This is a genomic window from Dyadobacter chenwenxiniae (assembly GCF_022869785.1).
Taxonomy (GTDB): Bacteria; Bacteroidota; Bacteroidia; order Cytophagales; family Spirosomataceae; genus Dyadobacter; species Dyadobacter chenwenxiniae.
In genome coordinates, this window is the sequence record NZ_CP094997.1 from 2,906,662 (window position 1) to 2,932,421 (window position 25,760).

Annotated in this window: 22 protein-coding genes and 1 riboswitch; of the genes, 17 read left to right on the forward strand and 5 right to left on the reverse strand. The window is 46.8% G+C overall.

The window, feature by feature from the left end; genetic code table 11:
- Positions 1 to 11: 11 nt before the first annotated feature.
- Positions 12 to 1,547 carry an MFS transporter gene (locus MUK70_RS12320; protein ID WP_234652452.1) on the reverse strand — a complete coding sequence of 512 codons (1,536 nt, stop codon included), beginning with the start codon at positions 1,545 to 1,547 and terminating at the stop codon, positions 12 to 14.
- A 156-nt stretch (positions 1,548 to 1,703) separates the two neighbouring features.
- Complete coding sequence (locus MUK70_RS12325; RefSeq protein WP_234607497.1) at positions 1,704 to 2,006, reverse strand: hypothetical protein; 303 nt, start codon at positions 2,004 to 2,006, stop codon at positions 1,704 to 1,706.
- 200 nt (positions 2,007 to 2,206) lie between these two features.
- On the opposite strand from MUK70_RS12325, the gene MUK70_RS12330 reads away from it, so the two are divergent.
- The 9 genes from MUK70_RS12330 to MUK70_RS12370 all read left to right on the forward strand — a co-directional run bounded on the left by MUK70_RS12330 (position 2,207) and on the right by MUK70_RS12370 (position 12,169).
- Complete coding sequence (locus tag MUK70_RS12330) at positions 2,207 to 2,956, forward strand: carbohydrate-binding family 9-like protein (protein ID WP_234652454.1); 750 nt, start codon at positions 2,207 to 2,209, stop codon at positions 2,954 to 2,956.
- 194 nt (positions 2,957 to 3,150) lie between these two features.
- Positions 3,151 to 4,206, forward strand: coding sequence for a lactonase family protein (locus MUK70_RS12335; protein ID WP_234652456.1), 1,056 nt, complete (start codon positions 3,151 to 3,153; stop codon positions 4,204 to 4,206).
- A gap of 221 nt (positions 4,207 to 4,427) precedes the next feature.
- Positions 4,428 to 5,648: an aminotransferase class V-fold PLP-dependent enzyme gene (locus tag MUK70_RS12340; protein ID WP_234652458.1), complete on the forward strand. Its 1,221-nt coding sequence runs from the start codon at positions 4,428 to 4,430 to the stop codon at positions 5,646 to 5,648.
- 43 nt (positions 5,649 to 5,691) lie between these two features.
- Positions 5,692 to 6,942, forward strand: a complete 1,251-nt coding sequence (locus tag MUK70_RS12345) for an amidohydrolase/deacetylase family metallohydrolase (RefSeq protein ID WP_234652460.1) — start codon at positions 5,692 to 5,694, stop codon at positions 6,940 to 6,942.
- 99 nt (positions 6,943 to 7,041) lie between these two features.
- Positions 7,042 to 8,784, forward strand: a complete 1,743-nt coding sequence (locus MUK70_RS12350; RefSeq protein WP_234652462.1) for a PQQ-dependent sugar dehydrogenase — start codon at positions 7,042 to 7,044, stop codon at positions 8,782 to 8,784.
- Positions 8,785 to 8,832: 48 nt separating this feature from the next.
- Positions 8,833 to 9,330 (forward strand): c-type cytochrome, encoded by a 498-nt coding sequence (locus MUK70_RS12355; protein WP_234652464.1) that lies wholly within the window; start codon positions 8,833 to 8,835, stop codon positions 9,328 to 9,330.
- Between the two features lie 21 nt (positions 9,331 to 9,351).
- A complete protein-coding gene (locus MUK70_RS12360) occupies positions 9,352 to 10,833 on the forward strand; it encodes a PQQ-dependent sugar dehydrogenase (protein WP_234652466.1) in 1,482 nt (493 codons plus the stop codon).
- A 34-nt stretch (positions 10,834 to 10,867) separates the two neighbouring features.
- Entirely contained in the window at positions 10,868 to 11,332 is a 465-nt protein-coding gene (locus tag MUK70_RS12365) for a RidA family protein (RefSeq protein WP_234607505.1), read from the forward strand.
- A 228-nt stretch (positions 11,333 to 11,560) separates the two neighbouring features.
- Entirely contained in the window at positions 11,561 to 12,169 is a 609-nt protein-coding gene (locus MUK70_RS12370; protein ID WP_234607506.1) for an RNA polymerase sigma factor, read from the forward strand.
- A gap of 19 nt (positions 12,170 to 12,188) precedes the next feature.
- On the opposite strand, the gene MUK70_RS31145 is transcribed toward MUK70_RS12370, so the two are convergent.
- Both MUK70_RS31145 and MUK70_RS12375 read right to left on the reverse strand, forming a co-directional pair.
- Complete coding sequence (locus MUK70_RS31145) at positions 12,189 to 12,380, reverse strand: type II toxin-antitoxin system HicA family toxin (protein ID WP_374759057.1); 192 nt, start codon at positions 12,378 to 12,380, stop codon at positions 12,189 to 12,191.
- Positions 12,380 to 12,613 (reverse strand): type II toxin-antitoxin system HicB family antitoxin, encoded by a 234-nt coding sequence (locus tag MUK70_RS12375; RefSeq protein WP_234652468.1) that lies wholly within the window; start codon positions 12,611 to 12,613, stop codon positions 12,380 to 12,382. Before MUK70_RS12375 ends, MUK70_RS31145 begins: the two co-directional genes overlap by 1 nt.
- Positions 12,614 to 12,803: 190 nt before the next feature.
- Between MUK70_RS12375 and MUK70_RS12380 the strand changes: the two genes are divergently transcribed.
- The 6 genes from MUK70_RS12380 (at position 12,804) to MUK70_RS12405 (ending at position 22,776) form a co-directional block, all read left to right on the forward strand.
- Positions 12,804 to 13,907, forward strand: a complete 1,104-nt coding sequence (locus MUK70_RS12380; protein ID WP_234652470.1) for a FecR family protein — start codon at positions 12,804 to 12,806, stop codon at positions 13,905 to 13,907.
- A gap of 194 nt (positions 13,908 to 14,101) precedes the next feature.
- Entirely contained in the window at positions 14,102 to 17,536 is a 3,435-nt protein-coding gene (locus MUK70_RS12385) for a SusC/RagA family TonB-linked outer membrane protein (protein ID WP_234652472.1), read from the forward strand.
- Positions 17,537 to 17,559: 23 nt separating this feature from the next.
- Positions 17,560 to 19,119, forward strand: a complete 1,560-nt coding sequence (locus MUK70_RS12390; RefSeq protein WP_234652474.1) for a SusD/RagB family nutrient-binding outer membrane lipoprotein — start codon at positions 17,560 to 17,562, stop codon at positions 19,117 to 19,119.
- 214 nt (positions 19,120 to 19,333) lie between these two features.
- A complete protein-coding gene (locus MUK70_RS12395) occupies positions 19,334 to 20,608 on the forward strand; it encodes an amidohydrolase/deacetylase family metallohydrolase (RefSeq protein ID WP_234652476.1) in 1,275 nt (424 codons plus the stop codon).
- Between the two features lie 65 nt (positions 20,609 to 20,673).
- Positions 20,674 to 21,606, forward strand: a complete 933-nt coding sequence (locus MUK70_RS12400) for an RraA family protein (RefSeq protein WP_234652478.1) — start codon at positions 20,674 to 20,676, stop codon at positions 21,604 to 21,606.
- A 63-nt stretch (positions 21,607 to 21,669) separates the two neighbouring features.
- On the forward strand, positions 21,670 to 22,776 hold the full coding sequence (locus MUK70_RS12405; RefSeq protein WP_234652479.1) for a bile acid:sodium symporter family protein: 1,107 nt from the start codon (positions 21,670 to 21,672) through the stop codon (positions 22,774 to 22,776).
- A gap of 46 nt (positions 22,777 to 22,822) precedes the next feature.
- On the opposite strand, the gene MUK70_RS12410 is transcribed toward MUK70_RS12405, so the two are convergent.
- On the reverse strand, positions 22,823 to 23,326 hold the full coding sequence (locus tag MUK70_RS12410; protein ID WP_234607514.1) for a GNAT family N-acetyltransferase: 504 nt from the start codon (positions 23,324 to 23,326) through the stop codon (positions 22,823 to 22,825).
- 142 nt (positions 23,327 to 23,468) lie between these two features.
- Positions 23,469 to 23,564, forward strand: a riboswitch (TPP riboswitch).
- Between the two features lie 69 nt (positions 23,565 to 23,633).
- Here MUK70_RS12410 and thiS point away from each other — a divergent pair.
- On the forward strand, positions 23,634 to 23,837 hold the full coding sequence (gene thiS, locus MUK70_RS12415) for a sulfur carrier protein ThiS (protein WP_234607515.1): 204 nt from the start codon (positions 23,634 to 23,636) through the stop codon (positions 23,835 to 23,837).
- 42 nt (positions 23,838 to 23,879) lie between these two features.
- Positions 23,880 to 25,760, forward strand: a complete 1,881-nt coding sequence (thiC, locus tag MUK70_RS12420) for a phosphomethylpyrimidine synthase ThiC (RefSeq protein WP_234652481.1) — start codon at positions 23,880 to 23,882, stop codon at positions 25,758 to 25,760.

Below are 25,760 nucleotides of genomic sequence, written 5' to 3' on the forward strand. Positions count from 1 at the left end.
AAAACCCGGAGTTAATCTGCGACGTTCGCATCTCCTTTATTATCAATGTACACCGCCCCGATTACAAAGGAAAGCGCCGCAATCCCGATCGGATACCACAGGCCCGACAAAGGTGTAGACCCGTTGAACGAAGCGACTAATGTGGCTATAAACGGCACCAAACCACCAAAAACGCCATTTCCAATGTGGTAAGGAAGGGACATCGATGTGTAGCGGATCTTCGTAGGAAACAATTCCACCAAAAACGCAGCAATGGGTCCGTAAACCATGGTTACCAGCAAAACCTGGAAGAAAACCAGGGCAATTATAATAATGTAGGACGGGCCGGAGAGCGTCACATCTTTGATCAGCGTTTGTGGCTCGGGATATGTTGCGAGCACATCATCAGGAATGGTCACCACCGTCGCTTCCTTGAATGTCATTCCGTTGTTCAATGTCTTAAACACGGTCGTCGTGATCAGCGAATCTTTTGTGTCTTTCACCAAAGTGCGTTTAACAACAGGATCAGAGGCGCTTTTCAATTCCGTTTTTTGAAATTCCCTTACATTGGTTGCATCTATAAAATACTGATAAATAGGGCGATAGCAAATTACTCCAAGCAGCATCCCGGTAAGCATAATCCATTTCCTTCCCACTTTATCACTCCACGAACCAAAAACCACAAAGAACGGAGTCGCGAATAAAATGGCCCACAGCAGCACGTATCTGGACTCATTAAAATCCAGCTTACACGTATTCTCCAAAAACGATTGCGCATAAAATTGCCCGGTATACCAGATCACGCCCTGTCCCATGGTTGCCCCGAACAATGCCAGCAGCACCATTTTGAAATTAGCCTTCTTTTGAAAACTCTCTTTTAACGGATTCGTTGACACCTTGCCTTCTGCTTTTAACTTTGTAAAAACAGGGGATTCGTGCATTTTCATCCGGATATAAATGGAAACGCCAACCAGCAATATGGACACCAGAAAAGGGATCCGCCAGCCCCAGTCTGCAAATGCTCCCGCGCCTAATAAATTCTTGGTGAGCACGATAACGCCTAGCGAAAGGAACAAGCCTAATGTGGCCGTGGTCTGTATCCAGCTTGTAAAAAACCCTCTTCTCCCCACAGGCGCGTGCTCAGCCACATAGGTAGCCGCACCGCCATACTCGCCCCCCAGCGCAAGTCCCTGCACCAATCTCAATATCAAAACCAAAATAGGCGCAGCATAACCAATGCTCGAATAAGAGGGAATTAATCCGATGAGGAATGTAGAACCGCCCATCAAAACGAGGGTCAGCAGAAAGGTATATTTCCTGCCGATCAGGTCGCCTAACCGACCGAAAACCAATGCGCCGAATGGCCTTACAATAAAGCCGGCGGCAAAAATCGCCAGCGTGTTGATTAATGCGGAAGCCCCGGCGTCGCTGGGGAAAAGCTGTTGCCCGATAATAACGGCCAGGCTGCCAAAGATGTAGAAATCATACCATTCAATTAAAGTACCAAGAGAAGAAGCAGCGATTACCTGGGTAATGCTTTGGGAAACATTTTTGTCTGTGGACTGCATGGGTTAGGTCAAGGTGAGGATAATAATCTTCCTTAATTAGCTGGAAAAGCGGTAACAAGGATATCATTACTCATTAAACCACAAAAAAGCCCCCGGATCAAATCCGGAGGCTTTTACAGTTTCCCTTTTTCAGGTAAAAATTATTTGTTGGAACGGCTACAAAACATCATCATCCTCCTCGTCATCTTCACGGTCAATGATTTCATCACCGTCAATGATAACCGGCTCATCGTCATCTAACAAGCTGTCGTCATCGTCGTCCTGGACACCCTGCGGCAACACATCGTCTGCGTCATCATCGCCATCAATATCGTCGTCGTCGTCGCGGCCTACTAAATCCGGATCGTCGGCTACCGAGCGCGTTTGCTGTGTGTTGGTTGGAAAATCCGGAACTACGGGTGCTTCCAATATTGGTTTACTTGTATCTGCTATTGCAGGTTCTCCTCGTTCGCGTATCATAATTTTAAAAGTTAAATGGTTTTCAGTTGATTTTATAATGCAGTTCTTTAAATAATCATTCCAAAGAAAGCTGGGAACGGGAAAAAGAAACCTGGTCACGATACTGGACACAAATAATCATTTGGTAATATCTAAAAACCTAATGAAATTGCCGAAGCCTGCCTCCGGCCGGACCAATTCCAATCCTAAACCATAAAATAATGTTGAGAAAATTCGTCCTCTTTTCGTTGTGGGCGGGAATCTTGCTGGGCATTGGCACCAGGCATGCCGACGCCCGAGCCGCTGTCCCTGACTCATCCCTGGTCATCAAAAAAACAACCGATTTCAAGATAGACGGAGCAGGCAGTGCCGCTAACTGGTCTACTGCAAAAGCCTTTGACATTACCGTTCAAAAAGGCCCGAACCAACCTTCCCCGGGAAAACAATTTCCCACCAAAGTGAAAATGCTCTACTCCGATAAAGGCATCTATTTCCTTTTCGATTGCACAGACAAGAAATTGACCGCGACCATCATGGAGGATTTTGGTTTGCTTTTTAAAGAGGATGTTGTTGAAGTTTTTCTCTGGCCCGACACCTCCCTGCCCATCTATCTGGAATACGAACTTTCCCCACTCGATTACGAGCTCCCTATTATTATCGCCAACATCAAAGGCAGAACCGAAGGCTGGAAAGCCTGGCATTACAACGATCGCAACCGCGTACAACACGCCACGAGCGCGCAAGGCGGACAGCAGAAAAGTATGGCGTCGGTGGAAGGCTGGAAAGCGGAATTTTTTATTCCCTATACATTAATGAGCCCAATGGTAACGGGCGCACCAAAGTCCGGAACCAAGTGGCGCGGCAATTTCTATCGCATTGATTATGACTCTGAAACGGCCTACTACTCCTGGCAAAAAACGAGTGGAAGTTTCCACGAATTCAATAAATTCGGCACATTGATTTTTGAGTGAATTGAAACAGGAGACCGCTCTGCGGTAAACAAATGCATAATCACGAGCAATGCCCCGCAGGGGCAACCTGTTTCTAGAAAATCGTAAATTCAAACCACATCGTGAACCCCAGCGGGGTTTCCCATTATTCACCCACAAATTCCCGAACCATGCGCAATACATTGCTAACATTCATTTGCTTAATCTCCGCGATCATGACATTTGCACAACAATCCGGAAAAGAAATCCTTTACATAGGCACTTACACCCAGAAGGGGGAAGGAATTTATGTCTATGAATTCGACAGAAATAACTTGTCTTACAAGGAATTACAGGTCTTAATCAATAAAAACAGTCCTTCATTCCTGGAATTCCACCCCAACAAAAAATTCATGTATTCCGCTAACGAAGGCAACAGCACGGTGTCTTCCTATGCCATTGACGCCACCGGAAAACTGACGACATTGAATTCGAAATCATCGCTCGGAAAGGGTCCTTGCCACGTAAGCGTGGATCCCAAAGGCCGGTTCCTGTATGTTTCGAATTATGGAAGCGGGCAACTGGGCGTTTATCTGCTCAATAGTGACGGGACAATCGGTGCCGCGGCAGACAGCATTCAGGACAAAGGGGCAGCCTCCCAAAAACCGCATATGCATTCGGTAGTCCCTTCGGCAGATGGTAAATATATTTACGCTTCTGACCTGGGGATTGATAAAATCATGATTTACTCGGTTGACCCAAAAACCGGAAAACTCACGCCGGGCGCCGTTCCTTACGTCGAAGTAAAAGCAGGCGACGGCCCCCGCCATTTCGCTATTCATCCGAACGGAAATTTCGCCTACTCGGCTGGCGAACTCGCTTCTGTTATTAATTCTTTCAAAATTGTGAAAAACTCCGGCGCGCTGGTTCCTTTAGAACGCGTGACTATGCTTCCCACTGATTTTACGGGTAAAAATTCCGCCGCAGACATTCACTTTTCGCCGGACGGTAAATTTTTATACGCCTCCAACCGCGGACACGAAAGTCTGGCCATTTATGCTGTTGACGCCCAAACAGGCAAACTAACCATCGCAGGACACGCAGAAACGCATGGAAAACATCCCCGTAATTTTTTAATAGACCAGAAAGGAGACCTGGCGATTGTGACCAATCGCGACAATGATAATGTGGTGTTTTTCAAAAGGAACCCACAAACCGGCCAGCTTAATTATACCAGCAAGGAGATCAGCGTCCCTACGCCTGTATGTGTAAAGCAGCTTTTCCTCAATTAAGTTGTTATTAATCGGTTGCATTTGATCGATAACATTTGTCGGAATAATAAGGCGTTAAAATTAATTATTACCAAAGTTTATTTTCCAGATTTCATTTATCAAAAAAAATAATCTTACTAAAAAGAGTATCAACATGCATTTTCTGCATCATTTACAATGTTGATCCTTTCGAAATAGATTTTAACGCCCTTATCACCTTTTTTTAAGTCCTTTCCAATATCATGATAAACCGTAGAGATTTAATCAAACACCTGTCCGCTGTGCCCTTGTTAGGCGGATTTCTGGGCAATGGCAGTGCGGAAGCTGCAACTTTCGCCGCTAAGCTCCCGGTAAGAAACCTCGCGAAGGAGCTGGGGATAAGAACATTTATTAATGCTGCGGGTACCTACACGGCTATGACGGGATCGCTGATGCAAGACGAAGTTGTACAAACGATCCAGGGCGCAGCGCAAAATTTCATGATGCTGGACGAGGTTCAGACAAAGGTTGGGGAAAAGATAGCCGCATTAACCCATGCAGAATCCGCCGTCGTAACGGCCGGCTGTTTTTCTGCATTAACATTGGGACTTGCCGGTGTGCTCACAGGAATGGACGCCAAAAAAGTGGAAGCATTGCCTCATCTGGAAGGAACAGGCATGAAATCGGAGGTGATTATTCAGAAAGGCCACAACATTGGTTACTCCCACGCATTGACCAACACGGGCTGCACAATCGTTCAGGTTGAGACGGTTGAAGAACTGGAAAAGGCAATCAATGAAAAAACGGCACTGCTTTGGTTCCTGCATATCCAATCCGATAAAGGTCAGATCAAGCACGAACAATGGGTGGAAATTGCCAAAAAGCACGGCATCGCGACCATGATTGATATGGCTGCGGATGTTCCGCCGGTTGAAAACCTCTGGCGATTCAATGATATGGGCTTTGACCTGGTGTGCGTCTCTGGCGGAAAAGCCATGCGCGGGCCACAAAGCGCTGGCATATTAATGGGTAAAAAACATTTGATCGATGCAGCAAGATTAAGCATGCCGCCACGCGGATCGACGATCGGACGCGGCATGAAAGTGAATAAGGAGGAGATTTTGGGCATGTACGTGGCGTTGGAAAAATTTGTGAAAATGGACCACAAAAAAGAGTGGAAAATGTGGGAAGAACGTGCCGCAACCATTGGTAATGCTGCAAAAAGCATTGCTGGCGTGAATGTGGAGACATTTGCACCGGAGCTCGGGAACCACACGCCTACCCTCAGAATTTCGTGGGACGCAGCCAAAGTAAGTCTGCCTGTAAAACTGTTGCAGGAAAATCTTCGCAACGGCGATCCGTCCATCGAGATCATGCCCGGCGAAAACAATACATTGACCATCACAACCTGGTGTCTGAAACCGGGCGAAGAAAAAATAGTGGCAACCCGCCTCAAGGAAGAATTGTCGAAAGCGGTTGTTTAAGATTTTGCATTACCAGAATACCTATTCCTAAGCCCTATAAAAAATGAAACACAGATCCCTGCTTATCCTTTTGCTGATATGCAGTGTGAGTCTCGCCGTTAATGCGCAGACTTACAGCATATTGATTAAAGGCGGAACGGTCATTGACCCCAAAAATAACCTCAACCAGATTATGGATGTGGGGATATTCGAAGGAAAGATCAGGAAGGTTGCCAAGGACATTGATCCCAGGGAAGCCCGACAGGTCGTGGATGCCAAAGGCATGTATGTCACACCCGGACTCATTGATATTCACGGACATGTGTTTTTCGGAACCGAACCAAACCATTATTTAAGTAATGGTTTGGTTGCGTTACCGCCCGATGGTTTCACCTTCCGCGTAGGCGTGACCACGATTGTGGATGCAGGCGGCGCGGGCTGGGATTCTTTTTCTGAGTTTAAAAAGAATGTGATTTTCAATTCCAAAACACGGGTGCTCTCCTTCCTGAACATTGTGGGCGAAGGCATGCGTGGCGGAAACTGGGAGCAGGACACGAGCGACATGAATCCGGAACTTGCCGCAGGAGTCGCGATTAAGAATATAAATGATGTGGTCGGTTTCAAAGTGGCACATTTCATGGGCAACGACTGGAAACCGGTTGACAACGCTGTAAAGGCCGGAAAACTGGCTAATATGCCGGTTATGATCGATTTTGGCGGAAGCACACCTCCGCTGCCGCTGGAAGATCTGTTTTTGAAACACCTTCGTCCCGGAGACATTTTCACACACGCATACACTTTGCTGGAAGGCAATGTAAGAGAAACCATTGTGGATGAAAAAGCACAAAAAGTGCGGCCATTCGTCCTGGAAGCACGTAAGCGCGGCATTATTTTCGATGTGGGTTACGGAGGCGCAAGTTTCAATTATTCACAGGCCATTCCGGCAATTAAGCAGGGTTTTTATCCCAACACAATCAGCACAGATTTGCATACAGGCAGCATGAACGGCTCCATGAAGGATATGCTGAGCATTATGTCCAAGTTTTATGTGATGGGCATGGACCTGCCGACGGTTATCAAAGCCAGCACCTGGGCACCTGCACAAGTAATCCACAGAGAAAACCTGGGACACATTTCTGAAAACGCCATTGCCGACGTCGCAATTTTTTCCATGCGCAAAGGCAATTTTGGTTTTTATGATAAAACAGGTTTTAAAATGGAAGGCAAGGAAAAGCTGGAATGTGAAATGACGATCATGGGCGGAAAAATCGTCTACGATCTCAATGGCATTGCCACACCAATTTATTTAAAGTAGGCGGTCAGCTTTCGGCAGTCGGCCGTCAGCAATCAACCCCAAAAAAAAACCGACAGCCGAAAGCCGACCGCCGAAAGCCCCCAAAGCTCCCTTAACGCTATGCGCTATCATTCTTTCAAACTTTCCGCTTCCTTTCTGCTGCTTTTTGCATTGGGTTTTACCCAGCGCGGCGGTCAGCAGGACGTGCCTGTAAATACAAAAAACGGTGGGTTATTTTTGCCGGACGGCTTCGAAGCGACTGTTGTGGTGGACAGCTTGCCTGGCAGGGCGCGGCACATTGCCGTCAATGATAATGGTGACATATATGTGAAAGCGCGGTTCGCTAAGAAAGGCGAATCCGTGATCGCTTTGCGAGACACGAACGGTGACGGACGCGCGGACATGATCAAGCGGTTTGGCGGCCGGGGTGGCGAAGGGGTTTATGGAACTGCCATGCGGATCTATAAAGGGTATCTTTATTTTAGTTCCGAGCTGATTGTTTATCGATATAAATTGAAACCGGGCGAGCTTGTCCCGACCAGCGAAGAAGAAGTAATCCTGACCGACGATCACGCACATGGCATGCACGAGCACATTGCGAAACCCGTCACTTTCGATGACAAAGGTTTTATGTATGTGCCTTTCGGGGCCAATTCCAATGCGTGCCAGGATGATAACCGCATTCCCTCATCCAGCGGACTAGACCCCTGCCCTATCCTGGAAGATCACGGGGGAATCTGGCGTTTTGATGCTAATAAAAGGGGGCAGTTGCAAAAAGACGGCGTGAAGTTCGCGACCGGATTACGTAGTGTAGTTGCCTTGGACTGGAATTTTGCGGATAATAATTTATATGCCTTGCAACATGGTCGCGACGATCTGCTTCGTCTGTTTCCACAGCTTTTTTCTCCCTGGCAAAGTGCAATGCTTCCTTCCGAAGAATTTTTGAGGGTTAAAGAAGGCACCCACGCAGGCTGGCCATATTGTTTTTGGGATCAAATGCAGGGTAAAAAAGTCCTTAACCCTGAATATGGCGGCGATGGAAAGGAGGTCGGCCGCTGTGGTGAATATGAAAAACCCTTGATCGGATTCCCAGGCCACTGGGCACCGAACGACATTCTGTTTTATCAGGGTAACCATTTCCCGGATCGTTACAAAAACGGCTCATTCATTGCCTTTCACGGCTCTACAAACCGCGCACCTTATCCGCAATCTAGCTATTTTATTGGGTTTGTTCCGTTTAAAGCCGGCCAGCCTTCCGGTGATTATGAGATTTTTGCCGATGGTTTTGCAGGTGTAGATCCAATCGTGAATGTGAGCGATGCCGTTTATCGCCCTATGGGGCTTGCTATGGGACCTGATGGTGCACTTTACATCGCGGAAACCGAAAAAGGGAAAATCTGGAAAGTCACTTACAAGGGTGACAAGCAGAAATTTGCCAAATCTGACCTTGTGAAAATGGAAAAAAGAAAATCCATGTCCAACATCCGCACACCCGACAAGATTAATGACAATCTGGATAAAGACAAACCCGTTGCCGGTGGAAAAGTGTACAGTGTATATTGTTCGGCCTGTCACCAACGCAACGGCATGGGCGATTCGCAGCGATTTCCACCACTTGGCGGCGCCGAATGGGTAACCGGAGATAAAGAACGCCTTATAAAAGTATTGCTGAAAGGGCTGGAAGGGCCGCTGGAAGTGAAAGGGCAATCTTACAACAATGTAATGCCCCAGCACAGTTTTTTAAAGGATGAGGAGATCGCCGAAGTGCTTACGCACATCAGGAGTAATTTTGGAAACAATGCAAGTCCCGTCACCATCGGCGAAGTTACCAAAACAAGATCTTCTCTCGACAGCTTGAAATAACGTTTTTCTCCTTCCAACCTCGTTTAAGCGGATATTACTCTCCGGCAATTGAGTGTTCCTTTAAGGGGTTGGAGGGAGAAAGACAAAAAATACAAACCACGTTTCTCTTATATTTTAATGTTCAAAAATAAGATTTTAGCCGCAAATTTTATCGTTTTTGCCGGAGTCGTTTTGGCCGGATTTTCTTCCGGAAACTCCGCTCCGCACACAAGTCAGGACCCTTGGAAAGCGCCCGCTTGGGCAGATACGCTCAAAAGTCCATATCACGAAGAGCCGCTGACATTGGCCCAGGGAGAAGAGCTTTTCACCCTTTATTGCGCAACCTGTCACGGTGACGCGGGCTATGGCGATGGCGCAGCCGGCGGAGCATTGGGACAAAAACCGGCTAATTTTCACGACACATTGGTAAAGGCGCAAAGCGACGGCTCCATTTTCTGGAAAATCGCAACAGGCCGCGGTAACATGCCGCCTTTTAAAGATGTATTTACCGACGAGCAAAGGTGGCAGCTTGTGGCCTACATCCGTCATTTAGGCAAAACAGAGTAAATCCTGAACATTAATCCTCATATGCTGACTATTAGCCGCTTTATTAAACCAAAAATCACCGCCCTGCTCGTTGTGACGGTTGCCTGCAATGCATGGGCGCAGCCCAAAGAGACGGTTACAAACACACCGAAATCGCTCCGGGAGGACATTACCATTGAGCATTACATGAAGATCGAGCCGGAAGCGGTGCGGATCATTCAGCATCCTGTAACGGGCGATATTTATTATACGACCTTTTTCGGGGATGTTTTTAAAATTGTTACTACAAACAACCAGCCTGAAAGCAAAAAACTACTCAGTGCTGAGGATCATGGCATTACGCGATTGCAGGGCGCTGCCTTCAAAGGAAACACATTGTTCCTGGCAGGGAACATTAATGTGAATAATAACAAAGGAAATAAAGGCCGGATGGTGCGCTACGAGCTGAAAAACAGTGACGTAAAACCCGAAATGACGGTTGTTTTCAACACAGTCGAATATGGAGCAAATAAAACAACATTCGACCACGGCTGGAACGCTTTGGAAATCAGCCCGGACGGAAAGTATATTTTCGTAAACACCGGCGCCCGGACAGATCACGGCGAAGTGCAGGACAACGGCGGTGAATATCCCAATGCACGCGATAATGCATTAACAGCCAACATTTTCCGCTTTCCTATTGATACCAAAGACCTGTTGCTTTCTACCGACACGCAAAAATTGAAAGCCGATGGTTATCTCTATGCAGAAGGCATTCGCAATGCATATGATATGGCATTTGATCCGAAAGGAAATCTGTTTGCCGTTTCAAATTCAGGCGATTATGATCATTCCGAAGATATGTTCTGGGTTCGGCAAGGCTATCATTACGGTTTTCCGTGGGTGATGGGCGGCATTGACAACCCACAACAATTCCCTGATTACCAGCCCAATCCGGACACAGACCCATTCCTGAGCAAATTCGCTTTTGCATGGCTCATGAAGTATTTTCACAATGATCCCGATTTCCCAAAAAGACCCGCTGGCGTTAAATTCAGTCCTGGCGTTCAAAACATGGGTCCCGATGCCAACGAATATCGGGACCGGAAAACGGGCCTGGTTGTTGACGGAGATTCCACTGGCATAGGCGTAAGCACATTCAATGCACATTCATCCCCATTGGGTTTGTTTTTCGATACCAAAAATACGCTGGGTAAAGACCTTACCGGCGATGGTTTCGTGATCCGTTACACCGGCGGGCCAAGGAACGGTGTAGCCAATCCAAGCCCGTTGAGAAAGCAGGGAAGAGACCTTTTGCACCTGGAAATGGCCTATGATAAACCCTCAGACAATTACAAAGTGAAAACAACCCGCATCATCGATGGCTTTACGTCGCCTACGGATGCATTGCTTGTTGGAAACACTTTGTATATTATCGAGTACGGCGGCAAGCAGGGCGGTAACAAATCGGGCGGAAGCATTTGGAAAGTGACCATGCCTGCGAATGAGAAAATGGCGAAGAAAAGCAAGAAAAAAAGATCGTAATCATATCCGTTTTAATAACCTTAATTATACAACCATGTCCGAAAGAAGATCCATTCTTAAAAAATTATTCGCCTCTGTTGCCGGAGTAGCCGGAATCGGAGTCGCTTCCAAAGCAGCGATTGCTCCTGTTGCAGCAGCTCCTGAAAAAGAAGTCGGTGATGTTGTTATGTGTCAGGATGTACCCTTGTTTTCAGGTCATACCAAGTTCAATAATATGGTGTTCGTTGCCGGAAAAGGCGCGCACTTCGAAGGCGACATCACAGCCCACACGAAGCACGTGCTGGACGAGCTCGAAAAAGAATTGATCAAAGCCGGTTCTTCCATGGAAAAAGTATTGAAATGCAGTGTCTTCCTACACGACCTGAACGACTACAAAGCCATGAACGAAGCCTATAAAGGCCGTTTTGGCTCAAAGCCCCCATGCCGCACGACTGTTGCAGTTTACGGCGGCGTGCCAGGTGATTCGTTGGTGGAGATTGACTGTATTGCTTATATTTAAACATTGTGGAAGCCCTTCGACTCCGCTCCTGGCTGACAAGCGCTTGTCACCCTAAGCGGAGTCGAAGGGCTTCCACAATGTTGTTTACAAAAACCTCCGAATCACAAACTTATATTTTGATATAATACAATTAAGCCGAAGGTAATTTTAAAATAAAAAATAAACTCACTCTTATATTTTAAAATACAGCGATTTAGCAGTTACTTTGTTATCTGACTCCAATAAGATTTGAACAAACGACAACGCATCGCTGAGGAGAATGTACTTCTTCTAAATCTCTGGCACCAATCCCAGGCCGGGGACAGTCTTGCTTTTTGTCAACTTGCGGACAAGCAGTATCGGACGCTTTTCAATTACGCGACCAATTTCACTTCCGACCGCGAGTTCATTAAGGATGCTATCCAGGAATTGCTGATCCACATCTGGGAAAAGCGCCAGGCCATTCACATTCAATACGTTTCCATCTATTTCCTGAAAGCGCTTCGCAATCAGCTGCTCCAAGAATTTCGCAGAAATAATCCGGCCAATTCGCTGCTGGACATTGATGAAGTCGGGCAGATTTCGGATTATCAGACTGTGGAAACGGAGATTGAGCAAAGCGAGATTTATTCAGAAAATCAAATCAAGGTCCGGTCTGCGATCAATGAGCTTCCGCGCCGCCAAAAGGAAGCCGTTTTCCTCAAATACTTCGAAGGAATGGATAACGAGCAGATTGCCGATCTCATGCAGGTTAATCGCCAATCCGTCGCCAATCTCCTCTTCAAAGCTATTTCCTCGCTTAAAACCCATATTAAAACGGTAACCAGCTTAATGTTACTGATTGTTGCTTCAAACTGATAGCACTGAATCTTGAAGATTACATCTTCTCTATCCCCAATTGTTTGCAGATCGCTTCACAAAGATGCTTGTCGATTTTCGGATGTCTCGGAATTGTAGTTTGCTTGCTATTAATGCCATTGAAGTAAAGGTCATGCTTTTCTCCGTTTCTTTTTAAGTGGCAACTGTGATTTTCGGGATGCCTGATTAGTTCATTTCTCTTAATTGACATCAGGCAAATTCTAGTTCTTTCGTAGAAATCAAAGTCCCATAAATCTCATCCTCAACGGATTGATCATTAAAAACCATATTTTCGAAAGAACCTTGGGCGTAGAGGCTTAGAGCATCGCTTATATTATCCATGACATCATTAATTGTCTTCCCTTGCGTCATTACTGCTGGAATCTCGTTAACGCGTCCGATGAGGAATTCATCACCCTGCGATATTAAAACTGTGACTTTCATGTGTAGATGTTAGTGTGGTCGATAAATGCTTAAATAAAACTAAACACAAAACGTGGTTTCGCAAATAACCGTTTGCCGGGAAAGACAAGCAGGCCGCCCCCTCGCATCAAAAAATAATTTCAGGAAAAAGAGTATCGGCCGCATGAAAATGCATCCTTAGATAAATTAGCCATACTATTATTTGCCCGATATGCATAATTACCGCAATTTTCTTCCGGAGGAACTAGCAGCAGATCCATCATTCCGACGCTGGACGTTGTTGAATGATCCTGAGGAAGAAGCTATTTGGGCTGAATGGCTTGAACTTAATCCCGACAAGCACGAGCTCGTCGCAAAAGCAAAACATTTTCTGATCAATACGGAAGCTGCTTTCGATCAGATCTCTGAGGATGAAATTGCGAATGAGATTTACCGGCTTTCTCATTCCATTGGTGAAAATAAGGCGAAGAAATCTGGCATTTGGCGCCGGTTCAGGCCAAACTGGTATAATATGGCGGCGTCTATCCTGCTCTTAATGTTTGCAGGATGGTGGTTTAACAAACAAACGCCTTCCCAGCAGCAATCGGACCAGTACAAGGTTATTTTAAGCCAGATTACGGAGCCTTTGGTGAAAAAAGAAAACGTGACCGACAAAGCGCAGCTGATCATTCTGGCCGATGGAAGTTCGGTCTTGCTGCAGCCTAACAGCCGGATCACTTACCCCGCTAAATTTGAGGGAAACAAAAGAGAAGTTTTCCTGAGCGGAGAAGCGTTTTTTGAAGTGTCAAAAAACCCGGACAAACCCTTCTATGTATACGCACACACGCTGGCGACCAAAGTATTAGGGACCAGTTTTAAAGTGAGTGCATTTGAAGGAGATAAGGAGGTAAAAGTAGTCGTGAAAACAGGACGTGTTTCTGTTTTTCCCATGACCAAAGAAGCAATCGCAACCCAGCACGAAGATGGCAAGCTCGGTGGAATGGTGTTAACACCCAACCAGCAGATCGTCTTCGCTCCCAAGGAGTTACGTCTCACACGCAGCCTCATTCCGGATCCGAAATTGCTGGAATTACCGATACAAAGTCAGTCATTTGAGTTCAAAGGCACGCCCATTACCGATGTTTTTGCCACGCTGGAAAAATCTTATGGGGTGAAGATCATCCACGATGCAGATGTCATGAAAGACTGCTTCCTGACCGCTTCCCTATCCGACGAGCCGCTTTTCGAAAAAATAAACCTGATCTGCAAAACGATCGGTGCACAATATGAGCAGCTGGATGCGAGCATTATCATTACCAGCAAAGGTTGCTACTAACGTCCCACATAACCCCGTAAATTCAGATAATGCCTATGACGAGAATCTATTATCAGTTCCCTAAGAAATGAGCCGATGATGCTGCAACACCACCGGCTCCGTTAATCCCCAGTTTGTTTCTTCTTACGGCTATCGCCTTGCAGCGGCCGTGGGAATCAATTATGCCGAATTTTAACCCGACAAAAATCAAAATTATGTCAAAAACAGTACAAGTTCACCATGCTTTACAGAAAATCATGCGCATTACGCTGTATCAAGCCATACTCGCTATCGTCGTCAGCACATTTGTGCACGCCAATGACGTACGCGGTCAGCGGGTTTTAGAACAAAAAGTAACGTTGCGTTTAGCCAATGCCGAAATCGACAAGGCACTGGAAAGAATTGAGAATGTGACGAAGGTTAAATTTATGTATAACCCGCAGATTTTCAATAACCAAAAATATACATTCAAGTTTCAGGACGAAGCCCTATCGGAAGTATTAGGTAAGATCCTTGCCCCGCACAAAGTAACCTACGAAGTGGTGCAGGACCGCATCATTTTGAAGCGCGAAACGGGAGCACCCGAAACAGGCTCATCATCAAAAGAAGCGCCCAAACGCAATGTGACCGGTGTGGTAACAGATGAAACCGGTGCAGGACTCCCAGGCGTGAGCGTGCTGGTGAAAGGAACGCAACGCGGAACTTCCTCGGATGCGAGCGGAAATTATTCCATGGAAATTCCGGATGGCGAAGTGGCTTCTGCCGTACTGATTTTCAGCTTTGTAGGTTACACTTCGCAGGAAGTGCCTGTGGGAACGCAATCAACTATTTCTGTAAAACTCGAACCGGAAGCGAAAGCTTTGAACGAAGTCGTTGTAACGGCTCTTGGTATTTCAAAAGAGAAAAAAGCGCTTGCCTATGCAGTAACCGAAGTAAAAGGTTCTGAATTTACACAAGCTCGCGAAAACAACGTAGCTAATGCATTGACCGGTAAAATCGCCGGTGTGAATGCAACGGGTATGTCGACAGGGCCCGGCGGATCTAGCCGGATTATCATTCGTGGTAACGGATCATTGAGTGGAAACAACCAGCCTTTGTATGTAATCAATGGTATGCCCATGGATAACAGCGTTCCGGGCGGTGGCAATGCTTCTGACGGAAATGGTAACAATACGGACCGCGGAGACGGAATTGGCGGGATTAACCCGGACGACATTGAGTCGATCAGCGTTTTGAAAGGCGGCCCGGCCGCGGCTTTGTATGGTGCACGCGCGGGTAACGGCGTTATTTTGATCACCACCAAAAAAGGTCGTGCACAAAAAGGAATTGGTGTAGAGTTCAACAGCAACTTTACAACCGAAAACCTGTCGATCATCCCGGACTGGCAATATGAGTACGGACAAGGTGTGGATGGCGTAAAACCATTGACTCAAACGCAGGCAAAAAGCTCGGGCCGCTTGTCATACGGCGCAAGAATGGACGGCACGGACGTAATTCAGTTTGATGGCCAGATGCGCCCCTACTCGCCTCAAAAAGACAACCTGAAAAACTTTTACAGAACCGGGACCAACTACATCAACTCCATCGCGTTCATGGGTGGCAATGAAAAGATCAACTTCCGTTTTGGATTGAACAATACAAAATCGAACAGCATTGTTCCTAACTCTGACTTCACAAGAAGAATCGCTAACCTGAATGTGAACGCGTTTTTGGGCAAAAAACTGAGCATTGAGACAGTGGTTCAATACAACATTGAAGATGGTCACAACCGCCCGAAAGTGGGTTATGCCGATTACAACCCGCACTGGGCCACGCATTTGATCGCTAACACGGTGGATATCCGCAGCCTTTCGCCTGGTTATGATGCAGTTACAGGCAAGGAAGTAGAATGGAATCCGGTTCCGGCTGCACCAAACCCTTATTTTGTCATCAATAAATTCAAAAACGATGACCGCAAAAACCGTTTCCTGGGTCAAGCTAACATTCGCTACGACATTTTGGACAACCTGTTTATAAAAGGAAGCGTGAGCCAGGATTACTACAATTTCAAATATGAGTTTGTGGTGCCTAATAACAATGCTTACGAGCCATTGGGAAAATACGAATCCAACAGCACGACTTCTTCTGAAACAAACGGAATGCTGACATTGAACTACAACAAAGAGTTCGAAAACATAAGCTTCTCCGCATTGCTCGGCGGCAACACGCAGCGCAACATTTACGATGAAATGGCTTACCGGGGAGCCGAGTTCACAATCCCGAATTTTTACAGCTTTACCAACCTGGCCACAACAACAACGACGCCGAAATATCTGAAAAGCGGCATTAACTCGGTATTTGCTTCGGTGGATTTGGGTTACAAAGGTTTGGCTTACCTGACCATGTCGGGTCGCCAGGACTGGTTCTCGGTTTTGAACAAATCCAATAACAGCATTTTTTATCCTGCCATTGGTGGAACGGTGATCCTTTCGGAGGCGATTGATATGCCGGCTGCGATCAGTTTTGCGAAACTACGCGCTTCATGGGCACAAGTGGGTGCCGTGAATGTGGATCCTTACAAAATTTACCAAAGCTATCAAATGGCCCAAGGTGGCCACAATGGCCGTCCGGTGCAACAACTTGCTTCAGCTCTGGTTCCTAACCCGGATTTGCGACCACTTACTTCAACGACGTACGAAGCTGGTTTGGAAGCCCGTTTCCTGAACAACCGTTTGGGTCTTGACCTTACTTTTTACAACCGTAAGACTACAAACGACATTGTGCAGAGCAACATTGCCGCCTCTTCGGGCTACACCCAGGCACTTTTGAATGTAGGTGAATTAAGTAATAAGGGCGTGGAACTTTTGCTGACAGCAACGCCGCTTCGCAAAAACAATTTCACCTGGGATATCAGCTACAACATGGCTTATAACCAAAGCAAGATCATCAAACTGGCTGATAACCTGAAAACGCTTAGCATCGGAGCCGGTGTGGGCGGCGGTATGATCCAGAATGTGGTGGGTGGCAGCTATGGTGAAGTTTGGGGTTATAACAAGAAAACTGACGGCAATGGCAATGTTGTTTTCAACACAGCCAGCGGTTATGCGGTAAGGGGCGATTTGCAGAAATTGGGCAATGGGATTCCTCCGTTAACAATGGGTATCACCAACAATTTCAAATACAAAAACTTCTCGCTGAACATTCTCGTGGATGGTAAATTCGGAAGCGTGGTTTACTCGAACATGTATCAGTATGCCTATCGTTTTGGTTTGCCAAAAGAAACCCTTCCAGGTCGTGAAACAGGTGTGACTGTAACGGGCGTAACGCCTGAGGGTGCTCCTTTTACCAAAACTTGGGAGAAAAAAGATGTGGATACTTACTATGACAATGATAAGAACTACACGGGCATTTTCACTTTCAACAACGACTTCATCAAGCTGCGTCAGGTGATTTTGAGCTACAACCTCAATGTAAGCAAGATGTCGTTCCTGAAACTGCAGGCTGCTTCCGTATCCCTTGTAGGCCGTAACCTGCTGCTGCTTTACAAAGATAAGCGCAACAACTATTTCGATCCTGAATCGAGCTATACGAATGGCAATGCGCAAGGTTTGGAGGCATTCGGGGTTCCAAGAACGAGAAGTCTGGGTGCGAACCTTACAGTGAAGTTTTAATCATTCAAAAGATTTTAGTGGATATGAAAAATTTATTTAAGATACTATATCTGGCTCCGGCCATGTTTATTGCCTCCTGCGACAATGGGTTTGAAGAGATGAACGTGAACCCTAATGCGTCCACGGAAGTTGTCCCGGGCTTTCTCTTCACCAGGGCACAGCTGGTGACAGTAAGCACAAACTTTACAGGCGCAGCTTACCTGACCATTGGAGGATCTATGCAGCATTTTGCGACTTATAAAGAAGTGCCTGCGGCGGGTGACAAATATTTCAGTTTCACTTACAGCCAGGGCAGCTGGAACCTTTACGGAGGTAATCCGGTGACCGAGGGAGCGGTGATCGACATTGCGCAGGTGATTGAAGCGGTTTCCGAAAATCCAGCTGACATTAACAAGCTATCCGTTGCCCGCATTTGGAAAGCGTATTTGTTTCACCGTCTGACCGATTTGTATGGTGACATTCCCTATTTCGATGCAGGAAAAGCACTTTCAAGCCAAAACTTTACGCCGAAATACGATACGCAACAGGCTATCTATGCCGATTTGCTGAAAGAATTGGAAGAGTCGGTTAATGCATTTGACGCGGCACAACCCACATTTGGAACAGCCGACCTGGTTTACGGCGGCGACATTACAAAGTGGAAAAAGTTTGCGTATTCGTTAATGCTGCGCTTAGGCATGCGCCTGACCGAAGTGGATGCTGCCTCAGCTGAAACCTGGGTAAAAAAGGCCATCGCTGGCGGCGTGATCATAACAGATGCGGACATAGCGACGATCGCTTATGTCGACGGTTCCATTACAGCGAGCAGAAACTTTATTTCATCAGGCTTAATGTCAACAGATTACGTTTCCCCGGGTGGAGACAATGTGGAAGGTGGAAAGCTAGCCAAAACATTGGTTGATCATTTGAAAACAACGAAAGATCCGCGCTTGAATGTAATTTCTGTGGTTTGGACAAAAGCTTCGGCAACAGCTCCTTATGTGGCTGATACAGCAACTGCTTTACAAAAAGGAATGCCTAATGCCGCTTTCAACTCGCTGCCGGCAGATTTTGATTCATATTCGGAACCGAATCCGAACACGATATTGAAATACAATGCACCATTACTGGTCTTCACCCCTGCGGAAGTGCATTTGCTGCTTGCTGAGGCGGGTTTGAGAGGCTGGTATGCAGCAACGACACCTGCTGCTGAATACGAAAGTGCAGTGGTTTCGGGTATGAAACAATGGGCAGCATTTGGTGCGGGAGGAGTAATTTCCGATGCGAAAATCGCGGCTTACCTGAAAGCGAATCCATTTAAAGCAACCGGAACACTGGCTGAAAAAATGGAGCAGATCGGCACGCAGAAATGGGTGGCGCTGTTTTTGGAAGATGAGTATGAAATCTGGTCCAACTGGAGACGCACCGGATATCCTAAGCTGACGCCAACAAACTATCCTGGTAACCTCACAGGCGGAAAAATCCCAACACGATTTGTAATTCCTGACTCGGAAGAGCAGTATAATCAAGCTAATTTTTACGAAGCAAGAACCCGACAAGGCGGCACCAATACGCTTTCGAGCACTGTTTGGTGGGATAAATAGTATTTGCTATTGGCGTTTATATTTGCTACTAGACTTGCTAAGTCTTAAAGACTTAGCAAGTCTTAACGCCCAATTGTCAGACTTCCAGGCCATAAACCCGGGAAGTCTGATTTTATTCATATTTGGCCCTCTAATTTTAAACACGCAACCAGCATTAAAAACCCGCCCCGAATTCCTTTGATTATTAATGCCCATATTCCTAAAACCTGAAATCATGACTAATAAATTACGCTTAACCTGTTTTGCGCTGCTATTTGCATGCGCAGCCGTCAAAGCCCAGCAATACTCCGTCGTAATCAAAGGCGGCCACGTCATCGACCCCAAAAACAACGTGAACGGGATTATGGACGTTGCCCTGAAAGGCGACACCGTCATGCTCGTCGCCAAAAACATTGACGCCAAAGAAGGCAAGCAGGTTGTCCATGCCAAAGGCTTGTTCGTGACGCCCGGACTGATCGACATGCATTCCCACAATTTTTACGGCACCAAAATGGACCAGACTTACAGCAATGGTCCCAATGCGCTTCCGCCAGACGGTTTCACTTTCCGCACCGGCGTTACCACGGTTGTGGATGCAGGCTGCGCCGGTTGGAAGTCTTTCCCCGATTTCAAAAAACAAACCATTGACATATCCAAAACCCGCGTGCTCGCATTCCTGAACATTGTAGGAGAAGGCATGCGCGGCGGCACTTACGAGCAGAATGTGGACGATATGGACGCGGCCGCAACGGCGAAAGTGGTGAAGGAAAATCCGGATTACATCGTCGGCATTAAACTGGCACACTACAATGGCTACAACTGGACGCCAACGGAGCGCGCTGTAGAAGCTGGGAAACTGGCTAATGTGCCTGTTATGGTGGATTTTGGCGGAAGCAAGCCGGTTTTGCCTATTGAGGAACTATTCATGAAGCGTTTACGCCCTGGCGACATTTTCACGCATTGCTTCGGCCAGCTAAGCAGCAGGGAGCCGATCCTAGACGTTGCAACAGGCAAGATCAAGCCGTTTGTGTACGAAGCGCGCAAGAAAGGGATCATTTTTGATGTAGGCTACGGCGGCATCAGCTTCGCGTTTTCACAAGCTATTCCGGCCGTTAAAAGCGGCTTTTATCCCAACACCATAAGCACGGACATTCACACAGGCAGCATGAACAACGCCATGAAAGATATGCTAAATGTTATGTCCAAATTCCTCGCAATGGGCATGGACCTTCCGGCTGTGATCAAAGCCAGCACCTGGGCTCCGGCGCAGGCTATTCACCGGGAAGAGCTTGGTAACCTGTCGGTCGGCGCGCGTGCAGACGTGACCGTTTTAAGGGTTTTGGATGGTAAATTTCAGCTGAATGACACGGGAACATTTGGGTTCTGGGATTACACCGGGACGAAGATTCAGGGTAAACAAAAGCTGGAAGCTGAGGTGACAATCCGTGCAGGAAAAGTCGTTTATGACCTCAACGGACTCACAGAACCGCTTGTGCTTACCAAAAGATAATTTGAATGATAAACCATTCGATGCATCTTTAACCTACTAATTTGCCGCAATTTTACATTTCAATTATGAGAGTACATTTTTTTGGATTAATAGCCCTTTTAGCCCTCAATTTTAACGGCCTGCAATCGAGCCAGGCGCAAATGATGCCCAAGGAAGAGTTGATCTTCCTCACCTCCGAATGGAAAGGCGAACGTTTTCCTGACGGCCGCCCGAAAGTGCCCGACGAGCTCATCGCCCGCGCCAAAAATATCTCCATCGAAGAAGCCTGGGTTGTGCTTCAAAATGAAGGATATAACTGCCAGTTCGACGGAAACTGGAAGATTTTAAAAGATGACATTGTCATTACTGGCCGCGCATTGACAGCCCAATTTATGCCTTCCCGCCCGGACGTTGAAAAGCTTGTAAAGGACCGCGGCAACAAGAATGGAATGTTAGGAAACACCAATTCCTGGCCTATCGACAAGCTTTCCAAAGGTGACGTTTATGTGGCAGACGGTTTTGGAAAAATCGCCAGCGGAACATTGATCGGCGACAATTTGGGAACCTCCATTTTCACCAAATCAGGCAATGGCGTGGTTTTCGACGCTTCCGTTCGCGACCTCGAAGGACTTTCCAAAATTCAAGGTTTCAATGCTTTTGTCAGAGATTTTGACCCGTCCTTTCTGAAAGACGTTTTCCTGACCGGCATCAACACGCCCATTCGCATTGGCCGCGCCATTGTGCTTCCGGGCGATGTGGTTTTGGCTAAAAAAGAAGGCGTGATTTTCATTCCCGCGCACATGGCCGAAAAAGTGATCCTAACCGCCGAATTCCTTACATTAAGGGACAAATTCGCGCTTCAAATGCTCCGTGAAGGCAAATTCACCCCAGGCCAGATCGACAACCAATGGACCGACCAGCTCAAAGAAGCCTTTCTGAAATGGCTCGACGGTAACCCGAAAGAAATCCCAATGAAACGCGCCGAGCTGGATGAATACATGAAAAAAAGAACCTGGTAACCTCTTTTGGAAGTGCCAGGGCACTTTGCGCTCTCTTTTCAATAGCATTATAACCACAATTATATGAATGTTTACAAGCTACTCGCTGGTGTCGCAGGTTTGTGTCTTCTCGTTGCGCTTTTCCTCGCATTCTCCGGAAACCTGCCGCAAGCCGGTCCCTTCTTTATTGCATTTTTTCTCGCCCTGGCCGTCAGTTTCAGGGGTTTTGAAAAGCTGAAAGGCTTTACTTATACAACCGTCATTTTTGCCGCAGTAACCACTGCACTTTACTTTCCGCAGCATTTCCAGACAGTAAACGGCTTTAAACTAGCCGCACTGATCACCCCACTGATCCAGATTATCATGTTCGGCATGGGAACTTCCATGAGCTTCGGCGATTTTGTAGGTGTTGTAAAAATGCCAAAAGGCGTGTTAATCGGCGTAGTAAGCCATTTTATTATTATGCCAACGATTGGTTTTACATTGGCAAACCTAAGCGGCTTCCCACCCGAAATCGCAGCCGGGATTATCCTCATAGGCTGCTCCCCAAACGGAATGGCTTCGAATGTAATTTCTTATCTGGCCAAAGCAAATCTCGCATTGTCGATTACTATCACCGCCATTTCTACAATGCTTGCTCCTATCGTAACACCGTTGCTAATGAGCGCGTTAGCAGGAGCTTTTGTTCAAATTGACACCTTGCATATGATGTGGGACATTATCAAAATGGTGATTATTCCAATCGGCGCAGGACTGTTATTCAATAAATTTTTCAGCGGCAAAGCGAAATGGCTGGACGACGCCATGCCAATCGTTTCCATGGCCGGAATCGCATTCATCATTGTCATCATCACCGCCGCCGGCCGCGATAGCCTCCTCACAATCGGACCGACATTGCTCCTACTTGTGCTTATTCACAACTTGTCCGGTTACACGCTGGGTTACTGGTCAGGGCGCTTGTTTAAAATGAGCGAAAGAGACTGCCGCACCATCGCCATAGAAGTAGGCATGCAAAATGGAGGCCTCGCCTCAGGCATCGCAAAAGAAATGGGGAAAATGGCCACCGTCGGCCTCGCACCGGCCATTTTCGGTCCCTTAATGAACATTACCGGCTCCATATTAGCATCCTGGTGGCAAGGTAAACCGACCGGGGACGAGGAGACTTATGTGGAGACTGGAAGGGCGCATTGAAAAAAGCTAGACTTGCTAAGTCTTAAGACTTAGCAAGTCTCTAGTCTCAATCCTCCTCCAACAACAACTGCATAAAAACCAGATCGAGCCACTGGTCAAATTTATAGCCCACCTCCTTCAAATATCCTTTCTCTACAAAACCATATTTCTTGTGAAATTCGATGCTGCCACGGTTGGTTGCGTCGATACCGGCGATCATGCTGTGGAGGCCGGATTCTCTTGCACGCTGGATCAGACTGCCTAAAAGTTTCCCTCCTACGCCCAGCCCTCTCGATTTTTCGTCCAGATAAATGGAATGCTCGACACTAAATTTGTAGCCGATTTTGGGACGGAAGATGTTATAGGAACCATAACCAATCACTTTCCCTTCCCTTTCCGCAACAATGACAGGCATACCATCATTGAACATTTTTTCAAACCATTCCTTCTGCTCTTCCAAACTCCGCGGCTCGTAATCGTAAATGGCGGTGGTATTTAAAATGGCGTGGTTAATAATTTCTAACAAGGAAGGCAAATCCTTAGGAGCAGCGCTTCTGATAATAAGATCCATCAAAATAACGTAGGTTCGATATAATTGGTAATATGAGCTTAAAGTTAGCCGATAATTCTTAAAATAAAAGTGCTTCCAATTCTGGAATCAGCACTGTTTTCTTTGGTTTATTTTTGATAATACATTTTTTGGAATAGCTTTGCCTAAACTTTAGGGGTGTCCCGATATGCGGACTGAGATAATACCCTTTGAACCTGATGCAGTTAGTACTGCCGAAGGGAAAAGTAAGAGATACTGCTATTGTATCTCAATGTATCTTTCCAAAAAAGGTCCATTCCTGAAGTTTTTCTCAAAAACACAATTCAGAATGGAAATTATCGTCAACGGTCAATCACGTGAATTTGCTGAACCGCTCTCGGTCCAGCAACTACTTTCTGCTCTTTTTCCTGATCAAATCAAAGGGGTCGCAGTCGCTGTAAACCAGTCTGTTATTCCGAAAATGGCATGGGCCGGTCACGCATTGCAGCCGTATGACCGCGTGATGCTGATCACCGCTACCCAAGGCGGCTAGCCTCCATTCTTCCCCATTTGTTTATCCTTAATCCAACATTTTATGAAAACTGAGAAAACGCCACAAAGCGGCAGTGTGACCACAGACCCGTTTCCAAATTCCCGGAAAATTTACGTAAAAGGCAACCTGTATAATGTGTCTGTGGCTATGCGGGAAATTGCATTGACCGACACGCGTTTGCACGGGAAAGCTGGTCAGGTAGAAAAAAACGCGCCGGTCACCGTTTACGATACGAGCGGCCCTTTTACCGATCCGAATGTGGAAATCGATGTTAAAAAAGGACTGCCTGCATTGCGGTCAGAATGGATAAAGGCGCGGCAGGATGTGGAGCAATTGGATAGCATCAGTTCTGATTACGGCAAGCAGCGGCTTGCAGATCCGTCACTTAACGCATTGCGTTTTGCACACATTACCAAGCCATTACGTGCCAGAGCGGGTGCTAATGTTTCCCAGTTGCATTATGCTAAAAAAGGCATTATCACCGCTGAAATGGAATACATTGCGATCCGCGAGAATCAGCGGATTCAGGAAAATTTATTAGAATTGAATGGTAAGGCGAGCTCGCTTGCGCATCAGCATCGCGGTCATAGTTTTGGAGCCAATACGCCGGTTAATTTCATTACGCCGGAATTTGTGCGCTCGGAAGTGGCAGCTGGCCGTGCGGTGATTCCCGTCAACATTAACCACCCGGAAAGCGAGCCGATGATCATTGGACGCAACTTTTTGGTCAAGATCAATGCCAACATTGGCAACTCTGCGGTGTCATCCACCATTGAAGAAGAAGTTGAAAAAGCCGTCTGGGCTTGCCGCTGGGGCGCGGACACTATCATGGACCTTTCCACAGGCAAGAACATTCACGAAACCCGCGAGTGGATTATTCGTAATTCGCCGGTTCCTATCGGAACTGTTCCGATTTATCAGGCTCTGGAAAAAGTGAATGGAAAAGCCGAAGATCTGACCTGGGAGCTATTCCGTGATACGCTTATTGAACAGGCTGAACAAGGTGTAGATTATTTCACGATTCATGCCGGGGTGTTGCTTCGCTACATTCCGCTTACTGCCAAAAGGATCACCGGAATTGTTTCGAGAGGCGGTTCTATCATGGCCAAATGGTGTCTGGCGCATCATAAGGAAAATTTCCTTTACACGCATTTTGAAAAAATCTGCGAAATTATGAAGGCTTACGACGTCGCGTTTTCACTTGGCGATGGATTGCGGCCCGGTTGCATTGCCGATGCCAATGATGCTGCACAATTTTCGGAACTGGAAACATTGGGTGAACTGACGAAAATCGCCTGGAAACACGATGTCCAGACAATTATCGAAGGTCCTGGCCACGTGCCCATGCATTTGATCAAAGAAAATATGGAAAAGCAGCTGGAACATTGCCAGGAAGCGCCATTTTATACATTAGGACCCTTAACAACCGACATTGCACCTGGTTATGACCACATTACATCAGCGATTGGTGCCGCAATGATCGGCTGGTTCGGGACGGCGATGCTTTGTTATGTGACACCGAAGGAACATTTGGGATTGCCCAATAAAAAGGATGTAAAGGATGGCGTAATAACTTACAAAATCGCTGCGCACGCTGCGGATCTTGCCAAAGGACATCCCGGCGCGCAATATCGCGACAATGCATTGAGCAAAGCGCGTTTCGAATTTCGCTGGGAAGATCAGTTTAACCTGTCGCTTGATCCCGAAACCGCCAAATCATTTCATGACGAAACATTGCCCGCAGAGGGCGCTAAAATTGCGCATTTCTGCTCCATGTGCGGACCCAACTTCTGCTCGATGAAAATTACGCAGGACGTGCGTGACTACGCGGAGGAAAATGGGCTGAATGAAGAGGCAATTGCGGAAGGCATGGAGGAAAAATCGAGGGAATTTGCCAGTCTGGGCGGTCAGATTTACTTATAA

Excerpts from the sequence above, each read along its gene's own strand:
- MUK70_RS12320 (WP_234652452.1), bottom strand. The coding sequence starts at position 1,547 with ATGCAGTCCACAGACAAAAATGTTTCCCAAAGCATTACCCAGGTAATC.
- MUK70_RS12325 (WP_234607497.1), bottom strand. The coding sequence starts at position 2,006 with ATGATACGCGAACGAGGAGAACCTGCAATAGCAGATACAAGTAAACCA.
- MUK70_RS12330 (WP_234652454.1), top strand. The coding sequence starts at position 2,207 with ATGTTGAGAAAATTCGTCCTCTTTTCGTTGTGGGCGGGAATCTTGCTG.
- MUK70_RS12335 (WP_234652456.1), top strand. The coding sequence starts at position 3,151 with ATGACATTTGCACAACAATCCGGAAAAGAAATCCTTTACATAGGCACT.
- MUK70_RS12340 (WP_234652458.1), top strand. The coding sequence starts at position 4,428 with ATGATAAACCGTAGAGATTTAATCAAACACCTGTCCGCTGTGCCCTTG.
- MUK70_RS12345 (WP_234652460.1), top strand. The coding sequence starts at position 5,692 with ATGAAACACAGATCCCTGCTTATCCTTTTGCTGATATGCAGTGTGAGT.
- MUK70_RS12350 (WP_234652462.1), top strand. The coding sequence starts at position 7,042 with ATGCGCTATCATTCTTTCAAACTTTCCGCTTCCTTTCTGCTGCTTTTT.
- MUK70_RS12360 (WP_234652466.1), top strand. The coding sequence starts at position 9,352 with ATGCTGACTATTAGCCGCTTTATTAAACCAAAAATCACCGCCCTGCTC.
- MUK70_RS12365 (WP_234607505.1), top strand. The coding sequence starts at position 10,868 with ATGTCCGAAAGAAGATCCATTCTTAAAAAATTATTCGCCTCTGTTGCC.
- MUK70_RS31145 (WP_374759057.1), bottom strand. The coding sequence starts at position 12,380 with ATGTCAATTAAGAGAAATGAACTAATCAGGCATCCCGAAAATCACAGT.
- MUK70_RS12375 (WP_234652468.1), bottom strand. The coding sequence starts at position 12,613 with ATGAAAGTCACAGTTTTAATATCGCAGGGTGATGAATTCCTCATCGGA.
- MUK70_RS12380 (WP_234652470.1), top strand. The coding sequence starts at position 12,804 with ATGCATAATTACCGCAATTTTCTTCCGGAGGAACTAGCAGCAGATCCA.
- MUK70_RS12385 (WP_234652472.1), top strand. The coding sequence starts at position 14,102 with ATGTCAAAAACAGTACAAGTTCACCATGCTTTACAGAAAATCATGCGC.
- MUK70_RS12390 (WP_234652474.1), top strand. The coding sequence starts at position 17,560 with ATGAAAAATTTATTTAAGATACTATATCTGGCTCCGGCCATGTTTATT.
- MUK70_RS12395 (WP_234652476.1), top strand. The coding sequence starts at position 19,334 with ATGACTAATAAATTACGCTTAACCTGTTTTGCGCTGCTATTTGCATGC.
- MUK70_RS12400 (WP_234652478.1), top strand. The coding sequence starts at position 20,674 with ATGAGAGTACATTTTTTTGGATTAATAGCCCTTTTAGCCCTCAATTTT.
- MUK70_RS12405 (WP_234652479.1), top strand. The coding sequence starts at position 21,670 with ATGAATGTTTACAAGCTACTCGCTGGTGTCGCAGGTTTGTGTCTTCTC.
- MUK70_RS12410 (WP_234607514.1), bottom strand. The coding sequence starts at position 23,326 with ATGGATCTTATTATCAGAAGCGCTGCTCCTAAGGATTTGCCTTCCTTG.
- thiS (WP_234607515.1), top strand. The coding sequence starts at position 23,634 with ATGGAAATTATCGTCAACGGTCAATCACGTGAATTTGCTGAACCGCTC.
- thiC (WP_234652481.1), top strand. The coding sequence starts at position 23,880 with ATGAAAACTGAGAAAACGCCACAAAGCGGCAGTGTGACCACAGACCCG.